The organism is Sphingomonas sp., from assembly GCF_036677245.1.
GTDB lineage: Bacteria > Pseudomonadota > Alphaproteobacteria > Sphingomonadales > Sphingomonadaceae > Allosphingosinicella.
This window is the reverse complement of sequence record NZ_JAKFCG010000072.1, coordinates 1-15,394: the sequence shown is the minus strand read 5'-3', so window position 1 is coordinate 15,394 and position 15,394 is coordinate 1. Positions and strand designations below refer to the sequence as shown.

17 protein-coding genes are annotated in these 15,394 nt (G+C 66.1%); 2 read left to right on the top strand and 15 right to left on the bottom strand.

Annotated features, from left to right (window positions below; genetic code table 11):
* Window positions 1-22: 22 nt before the first annotated feature.
* From V6M48_RS08835 to V6M48_RS08810, 6 genes are all read right to left on the bottom strand, one after another.
* The gene (locus tag V6M48_RS08835; protein ID WP_332812171.1) at window positions 23-427 is read right to left on the bottom strand and encodes a hypothetical protein; all 405 of its coding nucleotides are present in this window, start codon (window positions 425-427) and stop codon (window positions 23-25) included.
* Window positions 428-537: 110 nt separating this feature from the next.
* Window positions 538-909: a nuclear transport factor 2 family protein gene (locus V6M48_RS08830; protein WP_332812170.1), complete on the bottom strand. Its 372-nt coding sequence runs from the start codon at window positions 907-909 to the stop codon at window positions 538-540.
* Window positions 902-1,360, bottom strand: a complete 459-nt coding sequence (locus tag V6M48_RS08825) for a RidA family protein (protein WP_332812169.1) — start codon at window positions 1,358-1,360, stop codon at window positions 902-904. The genes V6M48_RS08830 and V6M48_RS08825 overlap by 8 nt, the downstream gene beginning before the upstream one ends.
* A gap of 34 nt (window positions 1,361-1,394) precedes the next feature.
* On the bottom strand, window positions 1,395-2,207 hold the full coding sequence (locus V6M48_RS08820; RefSeq protein ID WP_332812168.1) for a tRNA U-34 5-methylaminomethyl-2-thiouridine biosynthesis protein: 813 nt from the start codon (window positions 2,205-2,207) through the stop codon (window positions 1,395-1,397).
* A gap of 69 nt (window positions 2,208-2,276) precedes the next feature.
* Complete coding sequence (locus V6M48_RS08815; RefSeq protein WP_332812167.1) at window positions 2,277-3,161, bottom strand: tRNA U-34 5-methylaminomethyl-2-thiouridine biosynthesis protein; 885 nt, start codon at window positions 3,159-3,161, stop codon at window positions 2,277-2,279.
* Window positions 3,162-3,265: 104 nt separating this feature from the next.
* Window positions 3,266-4,423 carry an IclR family transcriptional regulator domain-containing protein gene (locus V6M48_RS08810; RefSeq protein WP_332812166.1) on the bottom strand — a complete coding sequence of 386 codons (1,158 nt, stop codon included), beginning with the start codon at window positions 4,421-4,423 and terminating at the stop codon, window positions 3,266-3,268.
* 364 nt (window positions 4,424-4,787) lie between these two features.
* On the opposite strand from V6M48_RS08810, the gene V6M48_RS08805 reads away from it, so the two are divergent.
* Window positions 4,788-7,187: a TonB-dependent receptor gene (locus tag V6M48_RS08805; protein WP_332812165.1), complete on the top strand. Its 2,400-nt coding sequence runs from the start codon at window positions 4,788-4,790 to the stop codon at window positions 7,185-7,187.
* Between the two features lie 12 nt (window positions 7,188-7,199).
* Window positions 7,200-8,129 (top strand): N-acyl homoserine lactonase family protein, encoded by a 930-nt coding sequence (locus tag V6M48_RS08800; protein ID WP_332812164.1) that lies wholly within the window; start codon window positions 7,200-7,202, stop codon window positions 8,127-8,129.
* A gap of 11 nt (window positions 8,130-8,140) precedes the next feature.
* Here the strand turns inward: V6M48_RS08800 and V6M48_RS08795 are convergent, their stop codons facing one another.
* From V6M48_RS08795 to ftsH, 9 genes are all read right to left on the bottom strand, one after another.
* Entirely contained in the window at window positions 8,141-8,665 is a 525-nt protein-coding gene (locus V6M48_RS08795; protein ID WP_332812163.1) for a hypothetical protein, read from the bottom strand.
* A gap of 2 nt (window positions 8,666-8,667) precedes the next feature.
* Window positions 8,668-9,159 (bottom strand): demethoxyubiquinone hydroxylase family protein, encoded by a 492-nt coding sequence (locus V6M48_RS08790; RefSeq protein WP_332812173.1) that lies wholly within the window; start codon window positions 9,157-9,159, stop codon window positions 8,668-8,670.
* Between the two features lie 95 nt (window positions 9,160-9,254).
* A complete protein-coding gene (locus V6M48_RS08785; RefSeq protein ID WP_332812162.1) occupies window positions 9,255-9,779 on the bottom strand; it encodes a disulfide bond formation protein B in 525 nt (174 codons plus the stop codon).
* A gap of 13 nt (window positions 9,780-9,792) precedes the next feature.
* Window positions 9,793-11,133, bottom strand: coding sequence for a S41 family peptidase (locus V6M48_RS08780; protein WP_332812161.1), 1,341 nt, complete (start codon window positions 11,131-11,133; stop codon window positions 9,793-9,795).
* Window positions 11,134-11,253: 120 nt separating this feature from the next.
* Window positions 11,254-12,429, bottom strand: coding sequence for a murein hydrolase activator EnvC family protein (locus V6M48_RS08775; RefSeq protein WP_332812160.1), 1,176 nt, complete (start codon window positions 12,427-12,429; stop codon window positions 11,254-11,256).
* A gap of 3 nt (window positions 12,430-12,432) precedes the next feature.
* The gene (locus V6M48_RS08770) at window positions 12,433-12,855 is read right to left on the bottom strand and encodes a 23S rRNA (pseudouridine(1915)-N(3))-methyltransferase RlmH (RefSeq protein ID WP_332812159.1); all 423 of its coding nucleotides are present in this window, start codon (window positions 12,853-12,855) and stop codon (window positions 12,433-12,435) included.
* 49 nt (window positions 12,856-12,904) lie between these two features.
* Window positions 12,905-13,306, bottom strand: a complete 402-nt coding sequence (rsfS, locus tag V6M48_RS08765) for a ribosome silencing factor (protein ID WP_332812158.1) — start codon at window positions 13,304-13,306, stop codon at window positions 12,905-12,907.
* 9 nt (window positions 13,307-13,315) lie between these two features.
* Window positions 13,316-13,969, bottom strand: a complete 654-nt coding sequence (locus tag V6M48_RS08760) for a nicotinate-nucleotide adenylyltransferase (RefSeq protein ID WP_332812172.1) — start codon at window positions 13,967-13,969, stop codon at window positions 13,316-13,318.
* A 149-nt stretch (window positions 13,970-14,118) separates the two neighbouring features.
* On the bottom strand, window positions 14,119-15,394 hold a 1,276-nt coding region (gene ftsH / locus V6M48_RS08755), incomplete at its 5' end, for an ATP-dependent zinc metalloprotease FtsH (protein WP_332812157.1).

Sequence of the window (15,394 nt, the reverse complement as noted above, 5' to 3'; positions counted from 1 at the left end):
GGGCCTTCAGGGTACGGGGCCTTCAGGGTACGGGGGGCGCGTCGCGCGCATTGGCGCGGCGTTCCGCCCGCGCCTGCGCGATCAATTGCTCGAGGCACCCGGTCGCGCCGCCCGGCCCGACCGGCGAGCAGCTCTGGATGCCCGTCGCGCCGACCGTCTCGAGCGCCTCGGCCCGCACCGCCCAGCTTTCATTCTGCGGGGACGGCGGGGCCCCGCGCACTTTCTCCGGGATGCGGTAGCGTTCGGATTCCGGCCGGCGCGCGCAGACGATGATCTCGCCGCCTTTGCCGGTCGGGCACGGATCGTTGCCATAGACGATGACCTGCGCGATCCGCTCTCCGGGAGGAGCCGGCTGCGCGCCGGCGGGAGTCCCCAGTGCCGGCAAGGCCGCGGCGAGCGCGGCGGCGAACAGCAGGCGGCGCTGCATTTCTCGAATCTCCCGATCGATGCTTCGCGATAAAAGGGCTGAGGAAGGCGCTTTGTTCCGGCTGTGGACCCGCGCGACCCGGTCCCGTCGCCGATCAGGCATTCATGAGGTCAGGCGGGGCGAGCCGGCGTGTCGAATATGATCCGCAGGTGGGTGATCAGGGGCGCCGCGCTATCGAATTCGAACAGGTCGATGAGATCGGTCGACACCGCCGGGCCGTCGCGCCTGTCCCAGTGATAAGCGAAATGCGCCGCCCACCGGCCGGGATCGTCGGTCGCCCGATAGACATGATGGATCGTGACTTCGGCGCTGAGGGTGTCCGCGAAAAGCCGCTCGTAGAACGGACGGACCGGAACCCGTCCGTAGACTGGCGAGGTGATCATGCCGTCGTCCGCGAAGCAGGCCAGCACGCCATCCAGATCGCAGGCCTCCATCGCCGCAAGATAGCGGCGGATGACGTCGTCCGGCGACTGTTCACCCATGCCGGTGCGGGTCGAATGCGACGGCCTTCATCTCTACGAGCAGCAAAGGATGCGGAAGCTGGTGCACCGCGACCGTCGTCCGCGTCGGACCGGTCTCGTCGAAATATTCGGCCCAGACCTCATTGAACCCGCCGAAGTCGTTCATGTTGACCAGGAAGCAGCCGACCTCGACCAAGTCGGCAAGCCCGAGCCCGGCGCTGGTCAATATGTCGCGGATATTCTCGATCACCGCGCGCGTCTGGACACGAATGTCGAGGGTGGTGACCCCCAATTCATCGACGGTGGCGCCGTCGAAGCTGTTGTCCGGCCGGCGTGCGCTCGTGCCCGAGACATAGACGAACTCGCCGGCCCGGCGATAATGCGGGAAGCGTCCGCGCGGCTTTGCCTTTCCTTCGACGACGCCGCCGTTGGACCCTTTGCTGGGCTGGTTGCTGGTCGTCGCGCGCGCCATTGTCGCTCCCGTCGTCATCTTCGATTGCATAAGCTCAGGACAGCTGGAATTCGACGACGGCGGCGCCGGCGCCATAGGTCGCGCCATAGCCGAGCAGCTTCGCGCCGGTGAACCCCCCGGTGGCGCCAAGCAGCCATCCGAGATGCTTCATGCGCATGTCGCCCTTGGCCGCACCCGCGAAGTCGGCGATCCGATCGCGCAGGCCGTTGGCGCTGCCGCCGGCGAGCGCCTCCAGCAACGCGCGATTGGCGGCATCATCCTTGTCGGAGACGATATGATCGGTCGCGATGTCGATCTCATGGTCGAAATAGCTGCCGGATAACCCGCCGACCGCGATCACCGCCGCGCGCTTGCCCTGCAGCTCGGCTTGTTCAGCCGCGATCCGCCCCAACGCCTCGGTCTTGGCGAAGTCGTGATAGAGGTTGTTCGCCGCCACCACCGCCGGAATGCGCCCGTCCGGATTGAGAAAGCTGTTGGCGACGATGGTGCCGGTGTCGATCGGGAAGCCGTCGTAATCGACCGCGCGCGAGCGGATGCCGGCGTCGGTCGCGGCGGTGATGCAGGATTGGGCGAGCGCGGTATCGGCCCGCAGATTCATCTGCAGGTCCCCATATTCGTACCAATTCTCGTCGACGTGGATGCCGGTGCTGTGGGGGCGTGTCTGCCAGAGCTCGTCGAGCACCGCGATCCACTGCGTCGAGTAGATCAGCAGCACGTCCGGCCGCGACTCGATCAGCGCCGATCCGGCCGCACGCGCTGCCTTGGCGAGGCCGGCCCAGGGAGGGTTGTCGTCCTTGAGCAAAGGCAGCGGATTGCCGGGCACCAGGAAGGCGGAAACTATCGGCATCGATCGGTCCCTAGACTTGAGAAGGCAAGGCGGAGCGAGAGAACAACAGCCGGTCCGGCGGTCCGGCGGTCACGCGGCCAGCCGCCACTCCATCACCGCATTGCCCGTGCCGATCACGGTGCCGTAGCCGTAGAGCTCGGCCGGGATGGTCGGATAGCCCATCGCCGAGATCATCCACGGGAACGCGCCCGACTTCACTTCGGCGAACGCCTCCTCGACCCACTCGGGAAACAGCCGCATCACCTCATGGATTTCGCCGCGGCGCATCAGCTCGATCATCCGCATGTCCCACTTATATCCCTTGTAGTTCTGCGGATGCTCGCGGCTCATATCCTCGGGAATTTCGGGCTCTTCCTGGAAATGGTAGTGCGAGAATGTGTTCGAGCACAACAGCACCGCCCGCTTGCCGCTCTTCTCGATCGCGCGGCGGGTCGCCTCGCCGAGCTTCTCCATTTCCTCGACGCCCTTTTCGAGCGTGAGGTAATAAGGCGAGTTGTTGGCGGACAGCCCGACGACCGGGATGTCCCACTGCGGCCGGATCATGTGCAGGGTCGTGATCGTCCCGTAATCGACCCGGAAATTGGGGTTGCGCATCATCTTGGCGGTCAGCCCCAGCGCCTGCGCCTCCGCACAGCAAGCCTCCGCGAGATCGACATCGACGTCGAGGTCGAATTTGTAGCGGAAGAGATTGGGGAAGATCGGATCGACCGATTTTCCGGTGAGCCGCCGGACGCCGAGGAAATGATGGCCGACCAATGTCTGCCAATGTGGCGAGTGGACGAGCAGCACGTCCGGCTTGAGCTCCTCGATGCTCTTGCGCGCCTTCTCATAGGCCCACCGCAAAGGCTCCCAGCCACCCTCGGCACGAGGTTCGTTCTGCGGCGGATTTTCGGCGTAGACGAGGTGCGGGGGGTGGGGAGCAACAAAGCCTGCGACGATCTTGCCTTCGCTCATGGCGCTTCTCCAGCGAGAGGAATCTCACATAGTGAGATACATTACTCTGTAATGAAGATCGTAGTCGGGCGGGTCCGGTTCGTCAATCTGCAGGAAAACCCCCTCTAGTCGCGCTCGGGCTCGAAATGGGCCCTCGGATTGAAAGCGACTGCACGCACCATCAGCGCCTGATGCGGGTGCGGCAGCTCGCGCACCGCGACGGTCGTTCGCGTCGGCCCATCCGGCGGGAAATAACGCGCATAGACTTCATTGAAGGCGCCATAATCGGCCATGTCGAGCAGATAGGCCTGGACGTCGACCAGATCGGTCAGATCGTAGCCGACGCTGCGCAGCATCCCCTCGACCGCTTCGAAGACGAACTGCGCCTGCTTGCGGATATCGATCGTCACCGAGCCATCGGCTGCCACGGTGACGCCCTCGAAGCTGTCATCGGGCAGACGCGCGCTGGTGCCGGAGACGAACACGAAGTCACCGACCCGCTTGAGGTGCGGAAAGCTTCCTCGCGGGCGCGCTCGCGACGGGAAGACGCGCGATTCGGTGAACAGCGACCGCTCGACCTCGGCAACCCGCGCCGTGATCGCCTGCACGGCGCGGCTGCGCATATCGTCGCCGAACCGCGAGCCAGGGGCCGACAAGGCGATCGCCGCGACGACCGCGCCCTTGGCGTTGTGGAGCGGCGCGGCGACCGAAATCAGTCCCTCCTCCCACTCCTCGTTCTCGACCGCATAGCCCTGGTGCGCGACCGTTGCGAGCTCGCGTTCCAGCGTGGCGGGATCGGTGATCGTCGCTGCCGTGAAGCGCGTCAGATCGAGCTTCGAGAGGAACGAGCGGCGGTTGGCCGACGACATCGATGCCAGGAACACCTTTCCGGCCGCCGTGCAGTGAAGCGGGAAGGGCTCGCCGACCGCATGGCTGATCACCAGCGACCGATCGGGCTGCGCGTGTGCCGCATTGATCGCCTGATTGCCGCTGCGGGCGACGCAATGGACTCCCTCGCGGAACTCCATCGCCAAGGCCTCGAGATGGGGCTGCGCGGCGTCGATCAGCAACGCATCGCCTTCGACCCTGCCGCCCAGCTCGGCAAGCGCATGGCCGAGGTGGAAGCGGCCCGCCTGAGTGCGGCTGACGACCCCTTCGCCCTCCAGGGTCAGCAGGAAGCGATGGACGGTGGCGAGATTGCTGCCGACCGCATTCGCGACCTCGGTGGCCGTCATATCGCGGCCGCTCGCGGCGAGCGCCCGCAGGATCGTGAATGCCTTCACGACCGAGCTGTTCTTCGGCGTCAGTACCGGTCCGCGAATGACTGCAACTCCTTCATGCTCGCGCTTCCGCGCGCCTTAGCGATGCGGCACCGGCGAGGCCAAGCGGCGGCTTGGGCGGGCGAGCGATCTCGGATGTCCAATGCCCGCCTCCGATTGCTGCGAGAGCGAACTCTTGACAAGGGCGCGCCGAGATAGGAACATCATAACATACGCGATGATAATCTCAATATGTGAGATATGTGTGCGTTATTACACGGCAGGCTGCCCAAAAAAATATCCACGAGAGGTCGGGCGGTACGCGCTGGTTGCGGCGGAGGAGATCTAGGTCGTCGCGGCTCGGCGCAATGTTCAGGGGGAAAAGACGATGAAAGTCTATACGAGCACGCCGATAACGTTCGCTGCCATCATCGCGGCGTCGCTCGCCGCTCCGGTCTTCGCGCAATCCGATCTGTCGCAGGAGATCGTCGTCACCGCGCAGAAGCGCGAGCAGAATATCCAGGACGTCGGCATCTCGATCACGGCTTATTCGGGGGAGCAGCTGCGCGCGCTCAACGTCACCGACTCGCGCGATCTGGCTGCCATCGCGCCCGGCGTGCATACCGCAGGCGCGGCCGCCGGTCAGAACAGCAATTATACGATCCGCGGCGTGACCCAGAACGATTTCAACGACATCGGCGAGGCGCCGAACGCCGTCTACCTCGACGAAGGCTATATCGCGGTCGCGCAGGGGCAGACGTTCGCTCTGTTCGACATCGAGCGCGTCGAGGTGCTCAAGGGCCCGCAGGGCACCTTGTTCGGGCGGAACGCGACGGGCGGCCTCGTCCACTACATTTCCAGGAAGCCGAACCTCGATGCCATCGAAGGCTATATCGACCTCAACTACGGCCTGTACGATTCCGAAGACACGCCGGGCGACTTCCACGGCGAGGCAGCCCTGAGCCTGCCGCTCGGCGAGAAGATGGCGCTGCGCGTGGCCGGCCTGTGGAACCTGCGGCAGCCTCTGCTCCGCAACGAATATCCGGCCGGCGCGGTCGGCGGATCGCCCGGGCCCGACGCCGGAGCCAATCTCGGCGACGACGACACGCTCGCGGGACGCGGGACCCTGCTCCTCGAACCGAGCGACAAGGCCTCGTTCAGGCTGTCGGTCAACGCCGCGCGCAGCGTGCTTTCAACCGCGCCCTACCAGCAGAAACCGACGATCGGCGTGTTCGACGCCAGTGGCGAGCTGATCAACGTGATCGACGTCGCGCCGACCGAAACGCGCGCCTCGATCGGCAGCAACGGCCAGGACCTGGGATCGGACGTCAACAACGACGGCGTGTTCGGCGACTTCTTCGGACGGCCGGTGCCGGGCGGCGACTTTTTCGGCTATATCGATCCCGACGGCTCGGATTTGCGAACGTCGAGCGACTTCGCGTTCAAGAACCACAACCGGGTCCGCACCTTCGGCGTCAATCTCAATGCCGAGTTCGAGCTCTCGGACGATGTGACGCTGACCTCGATCTCCGACTTCAAGCATTTCTACAAATTGCTGTTTCTCGACGTCGATTCCGGTCCCGGGAACCAGGCCGTCAATTATTCGGGGGTCAACGCGGACACGATCACCCAGGAACTGCGGGTGGCGGGCCAGACCCCTGCGTTCGATTGGGTCGCAGGTCTCTATTATCTGCACATCAAGAACCATTCGATCAACGGCCTGAAGTTCCCGCTCGGCAGCATCGTCCCGGGCTCGCCGTTCGATCTCGGCACCGATGCCCATCTCAAGACCAATTCCTATTCGGCGTTCGGGCAGGTCGACTGGCATTTCAGCGACCAGTGGACGCTGATCGTCGGCGGCCGCGTGATCCGCGAGAAGAAGGATTACGACTTCCTGCAGGGGATCTACTTCACGACCGATTCACGGCGGGCGCAGGACGGCTCGCCGATCGTCATTGGGCCCGATTTCGGTCCCAGCGGGCCGCTGCCCTTCGCCGACAAGACCGGCAAGACATTATGGGCGGGCAAGGTCCAGATCGAATATGAGCCCAACGACGATCTGCTGCTCTACGCGGGCGTCAACCGCGGCGTGAAGGCCGGCAATTTCAACGCCCAGCTGGCGGGCGGCCTTCCCATTCCCGCAAGCGCCGTGCCTTACAAGGAAGAGATATTGGTCAGCGTCGAGGGTGGTTTCAAATACACCTTCCCCGACAACCGGACGCGGTTCAACGCGGCGGCTTTCTATTACGACTATAAGGATTATCAGGCGTTCCTGTTCACCGGCGTCGCTGGCGTCATCATCAATGCCGACGCCCGCACCTACGGCGCCGAGGCCAGCCTGTTCACGTCGCCGATCACCGGCCTGGACGCCGGCCTCAACTTCTCGTGGTTCGATGCCAAGGTGAAGGACGTGCCGTTTCGGGTCGGCGGTCCGATCAGCCGCGACGTGGAACCGGTCTACGCCCCCTCCGTCCAGGCATCTGCGGTGCTGCGCTACGAATGGGATGCGATGGGCGGCAAGCTGTCGATCGGCGCCGACGCTCAATATACGTCGTCCTTCTATTACAACCTGCGCAACTTCGACGCCGACAAATATGGCGAGACCCTGATGGTCAACGCCGCCGCCAGCTGGCGCAACGACAATTGGGAGCTGAGCTTGCGCGTCCGTAACATCACCGACGTCCGGGCCGGCGTCCAAGGCTTCGACATCGCCACTTTCTGCGGCTGCAACGAGGTCTCTTACCGTCCTCCCAGGTTCTTCCAGCTCGGCACGCGGTACAATTTCTAGGGGATTGCCAGCATGAGCACAAAGATCCTCGGCATCGCGCCGCAGCGGGACACCGATTATTCGATCTGGCCGCTTGCTTATTGCCAGGCCGACATGCCGCATGATTTCTTCGGCGGATCGGGCATCTTCAGCAATGCCGGCATCGTGAAGATCCCGATGATCTACACCTTGGTCGTCGGCGGCGAAGTCGGCGGCAAGCAGCATGTCGCCCTGGTCGACTGCGGCTTCCGCAAGGGCGAGTGGCTCAACCGTTACGCGTTCAGCGGCTGGGAGGATCCGGTCGACGTGCTGGCCAAGGTCGGCTTCAAGCCCGAGGATGTCGACGTGATCCTCGTCACCCACATGCACTTCGACCACATGGGCAATTTCGAGGCGTTCCCCAACGCCAAGCTCTACATCCAGCTCGACGAATATCTCGGCTGGTCTGAGGCGGTATGCCTCGCGCACCAGATGGAGACCGAGGAGGAGAAAGCGTGGATCTTCTCGTCCTTCGATCCGGAAGATCTCATCCGCGCAGCGCAAGGGGTTTCCGAAGGCCGCGTGAAGTTCATCCGCGGCGACGAGGAGGTGCTGCCGGGGATCACCGCGGTGCTCGCGAAGGATTCACACACGTTCGGCACCCAATGGTTCCTGGTCCAGACGCGCAACGGACCGTTCGTGGTCGCGGGCGACGCGGTCTATTGGTATTCGAACGTCGAGCGCATGTGGCCGCCCGGCTATAACCAGGGCAATGCTTTCCAGCAGATCCACACCTATGTCCGCATGCGCAACGTGCTGAAGAAACAGACCAGCCGGATCATACCGGGGCACGACCCGAGCGTTTGGGAACGGCACAAGACCTGGTCGACCGAGAGCGGCAATCAGGTGGCGGAGGTCAATCTGCGCGAAGACGATTCATCGCGCCAGCCGCACCGCGTGCGCAGCGGAGCGGTCCCCGTCTAAGAAGTCGCAGGTCAGGGCCGGCTGTTCTGGTCGATCTGGTCCTGGACTGCTTTGGCCTCGGCGTCGATGCGGCTGAGCCGTTCCTGGCGCGCTTCCTCGACCAGCCGCTGCCAGTTGACGTCGTCGCCGCTCTCGCGTTCCGCGCGCGCCTGGCGGATGAGCTGCTGATAACAGCCGATGCCGCCGCCGGGGCCGACCGGGGTGCAGCTGCCGATGCCGGTGCGGCCGACATATTCGAGCGCTTCGGCACGGTTGGTCCACGCCTCGTTCGCCGGAGCGTCGGGATCGTCGCGCAACGGCTCGGGGATGCGGTAGCGGTCGCTCTCGGGGCGGCGCGCGCAGACCGTGATCTCGTCGCCGGCGCTGACCGGGCATTTGTCCTCGCCGTAGACGATCAGCTGGTTGACCTTGACGTCGTCGGCCATCGCGCCGCCGGCGGTCTGGGCGGGCTGGGCCGGCTGGGCAGGTTGGGCCAGCGCCGCCGCGGAAAAGACGGCGAGCGGGATCAAGGCGGCGATCGAAACGAAATGGCGCATGGTCAGATCCTCTTGGAGAGCGCGATGGCCGCGCGGCATCCGGCGCGGATGAAGGCGGAAAGGACGGGATAGCCGGGGACTTGCTCGGCGCCGGCGGCGATCGCGGTGTCGCGATGCTCGAGCTCCTCGCCGCGAAACTCGCTGATCGTGGCGGCGAGATCCGGATCGTCGCCGCCCAGCGCGGCAAGCTGTTCGCGATAATGTTTGTCGATCTCGGTCTCGACTGCGGCGGTGCAGGCCATCGCCGCGCGCGGGCTCATCAGCGCGGTGACCGCGCCGAGCGCGTGGCCGGCGACGTTCCAGACCGGCTGGAGCAGGGTGGGGCGGACCGCGCGGTCGGCGATCATCTTGTCGAAGATATCGAGGTGGCGCCGCTCCTGCGTCGCCATGCGCGCGATCACGCGCGCGGCGGGGTGGCGGTCGCCGAGCACCGCCATCTGGCCGGCATAGATGCGGGTCGCGCCATATTCGCCGGCCTGGTCGACTCTCAGCATCGCCGGCACGTCCGCTCGTGCATCGCCTGGGCGCCAGCTCGGGGCCTGCGCGGCGGCGGGACGCGGGTCGGCAGCCCGCGCGTCGGGCGGGTTGGTCATGCCGTCGCGCGGCGGCGGGGGAACAGCAGCCATAAGATCATCAGTCCGAACCCGATCGAGAGGATGGCGTTCCATCCGGCCATCGAAACGCCAAGGAACGACCATTGTACCTGATCGCAGCGGATCAAAGGAGTCGCCATGATGTCGGCAAGAAAATCGGCGTTCGAGCTTCCGCCCGGCTGGGTGGTGCAGCGGGTGATGCCCTCGAACACGCCCGCCTCGACGCCGGCGTGATAAGCGCCGATCAGGCCGCTCGACAGGATCGCCGCCGCCGCCAGCCACAGCAAAGCGCGTGCGATCGCGGGACTGCCCCGCAACGCGACCGACGCGAGCGCGAAGCCGAGCGCCGCATAATGGCCCCAGCGTTGCCAATGGCACATCTCGCACGGGTAGAGCCCGCCGATATATTGCGAGCCCAGCGCGCCCGCGAGCAGCAGCGCGGGCACCGCCAAAGCGAGGCCGCGGGCCCAGCCGATGTTGGCATCGGCTTTGGTGCCGACGCCGATGCCGATGTCGCTCACGCGGCCGCGCCGGTCAGCGCGCGCCGACCTTGCGCGCGGGTGCCGCCGCCGCGGTCTGGACCTTTCCGAGGCGCGAAATGGTCTGCACCGCATATTGAAGCTGGAAGTCCTCGACTCCCTTCTTCTTCAATTCCTCGGCGGTCGCGGCGAAGCGCGGATCGGGCTTGCCGTCGTCCTCCACCACCGAATCGTCGACCTTGAGCTCGTTGATCAGGTGGCGGCGAAGATCGGCCTCGCGGAACTTCGGGCGCTTGCGGTAATCGGCGTCGGACAGCTGCGGGACGACGATGTCGGGCGCGATGCCGCCTTCCTGCACCGAGCGGCCCGAGGGCGTGTAATAACGCGCCGTCGTCAGCCGCAGCGCGGTGCTCTGCGTCAGCGGCAGCAATGTCTGGACAGATCCCTTGCCGAACGTGCGTTCGCCCATCACCAGCCCGCGATGATGGTCCTGCAACGCACCGGCGACGATCTCCGACGCCGAAGCGCTGCCCGCGTCGACCAGCACGATCACCGGCAGCCCGCGTGCCGCGTCGCCGGGCTTGGCATAATAACGCTTGATATCGCCCTTCTGCCGGCCGCGCTGCGACACGATCTCGCCTTGCTGGAGGAAGGCGTCGGAGAGGTCGATCGCCTGGTCGAGCAGCCCGCCCGGATTGGAGCGCAGATCGAGCACATAGCCGAGCGGCGGCCCGCCGAGCGATTTCTCGATCGCCATCATCGCGGCGAGGGTCGCGTCGGTGGTGGTCTTGTTGAAACTGTTGACGTTGAGGATGCCGACCCGCTCCTTGATCTCCCATTTGACGGCGGGGAGCGAGATGATCGCGCGGGTGATCGGCACGTCGAACGGCTTGTCGCGTCCGGGCCGGACGATCGTGATCTTGATCGCCGTACCGGGGGAGCCGCGCATCTGGTCGACCGCCTCGTCGAGCGTGCCGCCGTAGATCAGCTTGCCGTCGATATGGGTGATGTAATCGCCGGCCTTGATGCCGGCGCGCTGGGCGGGCGTGTCCTCGGTAGCGGCGATGACCTTGACCGCGCCGTCCTCCATCGTGACGTTGAGGCCGAGGCCGCCATATTCGCCGTCGGTCTGCGTCATCAGGCTCTGAAAGCCTTTTTCGTCGAGGTAATTGGAATGCGGGTCGAGGCTGGCGAGCATGCCGTCGATCGCGCCGCGCAGCAAAGTCTTGTCGTCGACCTGCTCGACATATTCGGCGCGAACGCGCTCGAAGACGCTCATGAACTGGTCGAGCTCGCGATAGGTGTCGACGTCGGCCGTGGCGAACGCCGCGGTGGCGGCGGGAACGAGCGCGATCGCACTGACCAAGCCGATCGAGCGGAGAAGATTATTGGCCATGAAATATCCTGCTGTTCAGCATTTGCGCGCCTTTTAGCCCATAACTAGCGCGTCGAAAACAACGCACGCTTAACGGGCGTGCGGGCGGTGGCGGGGAGCGCTTGAATCTGAAGTAATTTCTTACCCGATCGACAGCAAGGGGGCGATCGGGATCGGCTGGCCGCCGCGGCGCAATTCGACCGTCACCAGTGCGCGATCGGCGGAGGCGCCGAGCGGGCTGCGCATCTTGACCTTGTCGCCGGCGCGCACGCTCAACGTGCCGATGTCGGTGATCGCGCTGGTCCAGCCGGCGCCATGATCGATGATCACGATATTGCCGTAGCTCCTGAACCGCCCAGCATAGACGACCCGCCCAGCAGCGGGGGCGACGATCGGAGCACCGCGGCGCGCGCGGAAGGTAAGCCCACGCGCATGCACGCCCGCGTCAGAAATCTCGCCCATGCCGGTGACCAGACGCCCCTCGACCGGAATGATGTAGCGCGGCCGCGCGGGCGCGACTCTCTCGGCCGGCGCTTCGCCGGGCAGGGCAGGGCGGATCGACGGGCCGGGCAAGGCGGCAAGACGCTGGCGCAGGCGCGCCTGATAGTCGAGCGTGCCCATTTCGGCGCTGAGCGCGCGCACCTCCTCGCCGAGCGCAAGCGCGCGGTCCGATTCCCACAATGCGGATTCGGCGAAGCTTTCCGAGCGCTGACGCTGCTCGCGCTCGAAGCTTGCGAGCTGGATGCGCCGACGCTTGAGCTCCTCGCGGCTCGAAACGAGCGACGCTACCGCCCGGTCGGCCTGCTCGCGCAGCACGTTGCCGGCCTCGACCTCCTCACGCAGCGCGGCGGTGCGTTCGCGGATCACCGGCAAGGTCGAGGCGAGCAGGGCGCGGACATGGACGAGATCCTGGAGCGACCCGGGCTGGACCAATGCCAGCGCGGGCGGGCGGCGCGCCATTGTCTCGAGCGCGGCGGTCAGGCGGACGACCGGCTCCTGCCGCTCGGCGAGCCGGGCGCGCTGCCGCGCGCGCAACGCCTCAATGATGCGCATGCGCGTCTCGGCGGTCGTGATCGCCGCTTCGGCGGCTTCGATGCGGGCGGCAAGCAGCGCGGCGTCGGCGCGGGCGCGTGCCGCCTCGCCGGTGGCCTTGGCTGCCTGGCGCTCGAGCTGCTGCGAGCGGAAATTCGCCTGATCGGCCTCTCGCTTGGCGACCGCGAGCGTCTTGACCTCGCTGCCCCCGGTCTGCGCGGCGCTCGCCGTGATCGCGGTGATCGCCGCAGTGGCGAATGCAGCAAGGATCAGGCGCCGGACCATGGCCTATCCTTCACGATGATAGGGGTGGTTGGCAATGATGCTCGTCGCCCGCCAGAGCTGCTCGGCGAGCATCGCGCGTGCGAGCAGATGCGGCCAGGTCGCCTTGCCGAACGCGAGCAGCAGGTCCGCCGCGTTGCGCGCCGCATCGTCGAAACCGTCGGCGCCGCCGATCAGGAAGCGTGCCTCGCGGCGGCCGGTGTCGCGCCATTGCTCGAGCTTGCCGGCGAACGCGAGCGATCCCAATTGCTCGCCTTTCTCGTCGAGCAGGATGGTGACGCTATTTTCGGCGGGGGGAGGGAGCTTGCCGCCGCGTTCGGGGAGCTCGGTGATCCTGGTCGGCCAGGAGATGCGCTTGAGATAGCGCTCGACCAGCTCCGCCTCCGGGCCGCGTCCGATGCGGCCCCGGGCGACGATGTGGAGGAGCAAGGCTAGTCCGTACGTCGGCGGCGCGGAAGATCGGCGCCGTCCGGCCGGATCATGCCCCGCCGCCGGCCGGCACTGCGGCAGCTTCGCCCTCGAACGCCCACATGCGCTCGAGATTGTAGAAGGTGCGCACTTCCGGGCGGAAGAGATGGACGATCACGTCCTCGGCATCGATCAGCACCCAATCGGCGACCGGCAGGCCTTCGACGCGCACGTTGCGGTGAAGCTCCTGCTTGATCCGTTCGGTGAGCTTTTGCGCCATCGAGGCGACCTGCCGAGTCGAGCGGCCGCTGGCGATCACCATGTAATCGGCGATGTTCGACTTGCCGGTCAGCGGGATCGAGACGACGTCGACGGCCTGATCGTCGTCGAGCGAGCGAAGCACGAGTTCATGCAGCGCTTCGACCTGGTCGGAGTCTCCGCCTTCGGGCGGAGCCGGTGAGGGTGCGGGCAAATTGCCTCCTTATGCCAATGGCCGCCGCGTTACGCCGTCGCGGGAGCCTTTGCGGTTGAACGAAAGATGCGGCGATAGGTGCCAGTGCGGGTCGGACGCGCGCAACGCGGTCGAGGATGTCGGATCGGGCGGCAGCTTGAGGTGCACGAGTGCCGGCAATCTCCATCTCGTCCACTGCGCCGCCTGACCTGCGGGGCGGACGAAGCGCCGCAGCCAGCCCATCGCGCGCGCCGCATGGGCAGGGCCATCATATCCCGGACGCGCCATCACCGCAATCGGTACCAGTGCGGCAATTTTTCGCCAGTCGCGCCAGCGGTGGAACTGGGCGAGGTTGTCGGCGCCCATCAGCCAGATGAAGCGCGCCCGGGGGAAGCGGCGGCGGAGCGAGCGCAACGTGTCGATCGTATAGGGGCTGCCGAGCTGCCGTTCGAGCGCCGTCACGCGGATCGGCAGCCGCCGCGCCGCGCGCCGCGCCGAGGCGAAGCGGGCGCCGAGCGGCGCCATATGCGTAGGGTCCTTGAGCGGATTGCCTGGCGACACCAGCCACCAGATTTCGTCGAGGTCGAGCCGGCGCGCGGCATGGATGCTCATCCGCCGATGGCCCCGGTGCGCCGGATTGAAAGAGCCCCCGAACAGGCCGATCCGCTTCATGGCCGCGGCGATAGCATTGTCTCGAGCGCAAACCCAGTTTGGTCTACGCCAGCGCGGCTGCTCGCGCGGTCGGCCTTCGTCACGCTCGGATGATACGAAAAAGGCGCGCCGCCGAAGCTGCGCGCCTTCATCAGATCACAATGGCTTGGCCTGCGGGCCGTCTAGGCCCCTTGCGGCGCCGGACCTCCGATGCCGCCGCGCGGTTTGCGCGTGCTCGGGATTGACGAGCCGGCGACCGGCAGGACCGGCCGCGCCGAACTTGGATCCTGGCGGTCGATGTCCTCGCCGACGATGATCCGTTTGGCTTCCTCGCCGTTCAGGGTCTCATATTCGAGCAACGCGCCGGCCAGGCGATGGAGTTGGTCGAGGTTATCGGTCAGCACGTTGCGCGCGGCCGCCTCGGCTTCCTCGATCAGGCGACGGATCTCCTGGTCGATCAGCTGGGCGGTCTCTTCCGAGACATTCTGCGCACGCGAGACGCTGTGGCCGAGGAACACCTCTTCCTGATTGTCGCGGTAGCGCAGCCAGCCGAGCTTCTCGCTCATGCCATATTCCATCACCATCGAGCGGGCCATGTCGGTGGCCTGCTGGATGTCGTTCGACGCGCCGGTGTTGAGCGCGTCCTCGCCGTAGATCAGCTGCTCGGCGATGCGGCCGCCGAAGCACAAGGCGAGCCGTGCCTTCATCTGCTTCATCGACATCGAGTAGCGGTCGCGCTCGGGCAGGTTCCAGGTGACGCCCAGCGCGCGGCCGCGCGGGATGATCGTCACCTTGTGGAGCGGATCGCAGCCCGGGACGTGGAGCGAGACCAATGCGTGGCCGGCCTCGTGATAGGCGGTCGCTTTCTTCTCGTCCTCGGTCATGACCATCGATTTGCGCTCGGCGCCCATCATGACCTTGTCCTTGGCTTCCTCGAACTCGAGCATCGCGACGAGGCGCTTGCCCCTGCGTGCGGCGAGCAAGGCGGCCTCGTTGACGAGGTTGGCGAGATCGGCGCCGGAGAAGCCCGGGGTGCCGCGCGCGATCGTGCGCGCATCGACGTCGGGGGCGAGCGGCACCTTCTTCATGTGGACGGCGAGGATCTTCTCGCGGCCCTCGATGTCGGGGCGCGGCACGACGACCTGGCGGTCGAAGCGGCCGGGGCGGAGCAACGCCGGATCGAGCACGTCCGGGCGGTTGGTCGCGGCGATGATGATGATGCCCTCGTTCGCCTCGAAGCCGTCCATCTCGACCAGTAGCTGGTTCAAGGTCTGCTCGCGCTCGTCGTTGCCGTTGCCGAGGCCGGCGCCGCGATGGCGGCCGACCGCGTCGATTTCGTCGATGAAGACGATGCACGGCGCGTTCTTCTTGGCCTGCTCGAACATGTCGCGCACGCGGCTCGCGCCGACGCCGACGAACATCTCGACGAAGTCCGAGCCGGAAATGGTGAAGAAGGGC

Coding starts and splice junctions, on each gene's coding strand:
- V6M48_RS08835 (WP_332812171.1), bottom strand. CDS start 427: ATGCAGCGCCGCCTGCTGTTCGCCGCCGCGCTCGCCGCGGCCTTGCCG.
- V6M48_RS08830 (WP_332812170.1), bottom strand. CDS start 909: ATGGGTGAACAGTCGCCGGACGACGTCATCCGCCGCTATCTTGCGGCG.
- V6M48_RS08825 (WP_332812169.1), bottom strand. CDS start 1,360: ATGGCGCGCGCGACGACCAGCAACCAGCCCAGCAAAGGGTCCAACGGC.
- V6M48_RS08820 (WP_332812168.1), bottom strand. CDS start 2,207: ATGCCGATAGTTTCCGCCTTCCTGGTGCCCGGCAATCCGCTGCCTTTG.
- V6M48_RS08815 (WP_332812167.1), bottom strand. CDS start 3,161: ATGAGCGAAGGCAAGATCGTCGCAGGCTTTGTTGCTCCCCACCCCCCG.
- V6M48_RS08805 (WP_332812165.1), top strand. CDS start 4,788: ATGAAAGTCTATACGAGCACGCCGATAACGTTCGCTGCCATCATCGCG.
- V6M48_RS08800 (WP_332812164.1), top strand. CDS start 7,200: ATGAGCACAAAGATCCTCGGCATCGCGCCGCAGCGGGACACCGATTAT.
- V6M48_RS08795 (WP_332812163.1), bottom strand. CDS start 8,665: ATGCGCCATTTCGTTTCGATCGCCGCCTTGATCCCGCTCGCCGTCTTT.
- V6M48_RS08790 (WP_332812173.1), bottom strand. CDS start 9,159: ATGCTGAGAGTCGACCAGGCCGGCGAATATGGCGCGACCCGCATCTAT.
- V6M48_RS08780 (WP_332812161.1), bottom strand. CDS start 11,133: ATGGCCAATAATCTTCTCCGCTCGATCGGCTTGGTCAGTGCGATCGCG.
- V6M48_RS08775 (WP_332812160.1), bottom strand. CDS start 12,429: ATGGTCCGGCGCCTGATCCTTGCTGCATTCGCCACTGCGGCGATCACC.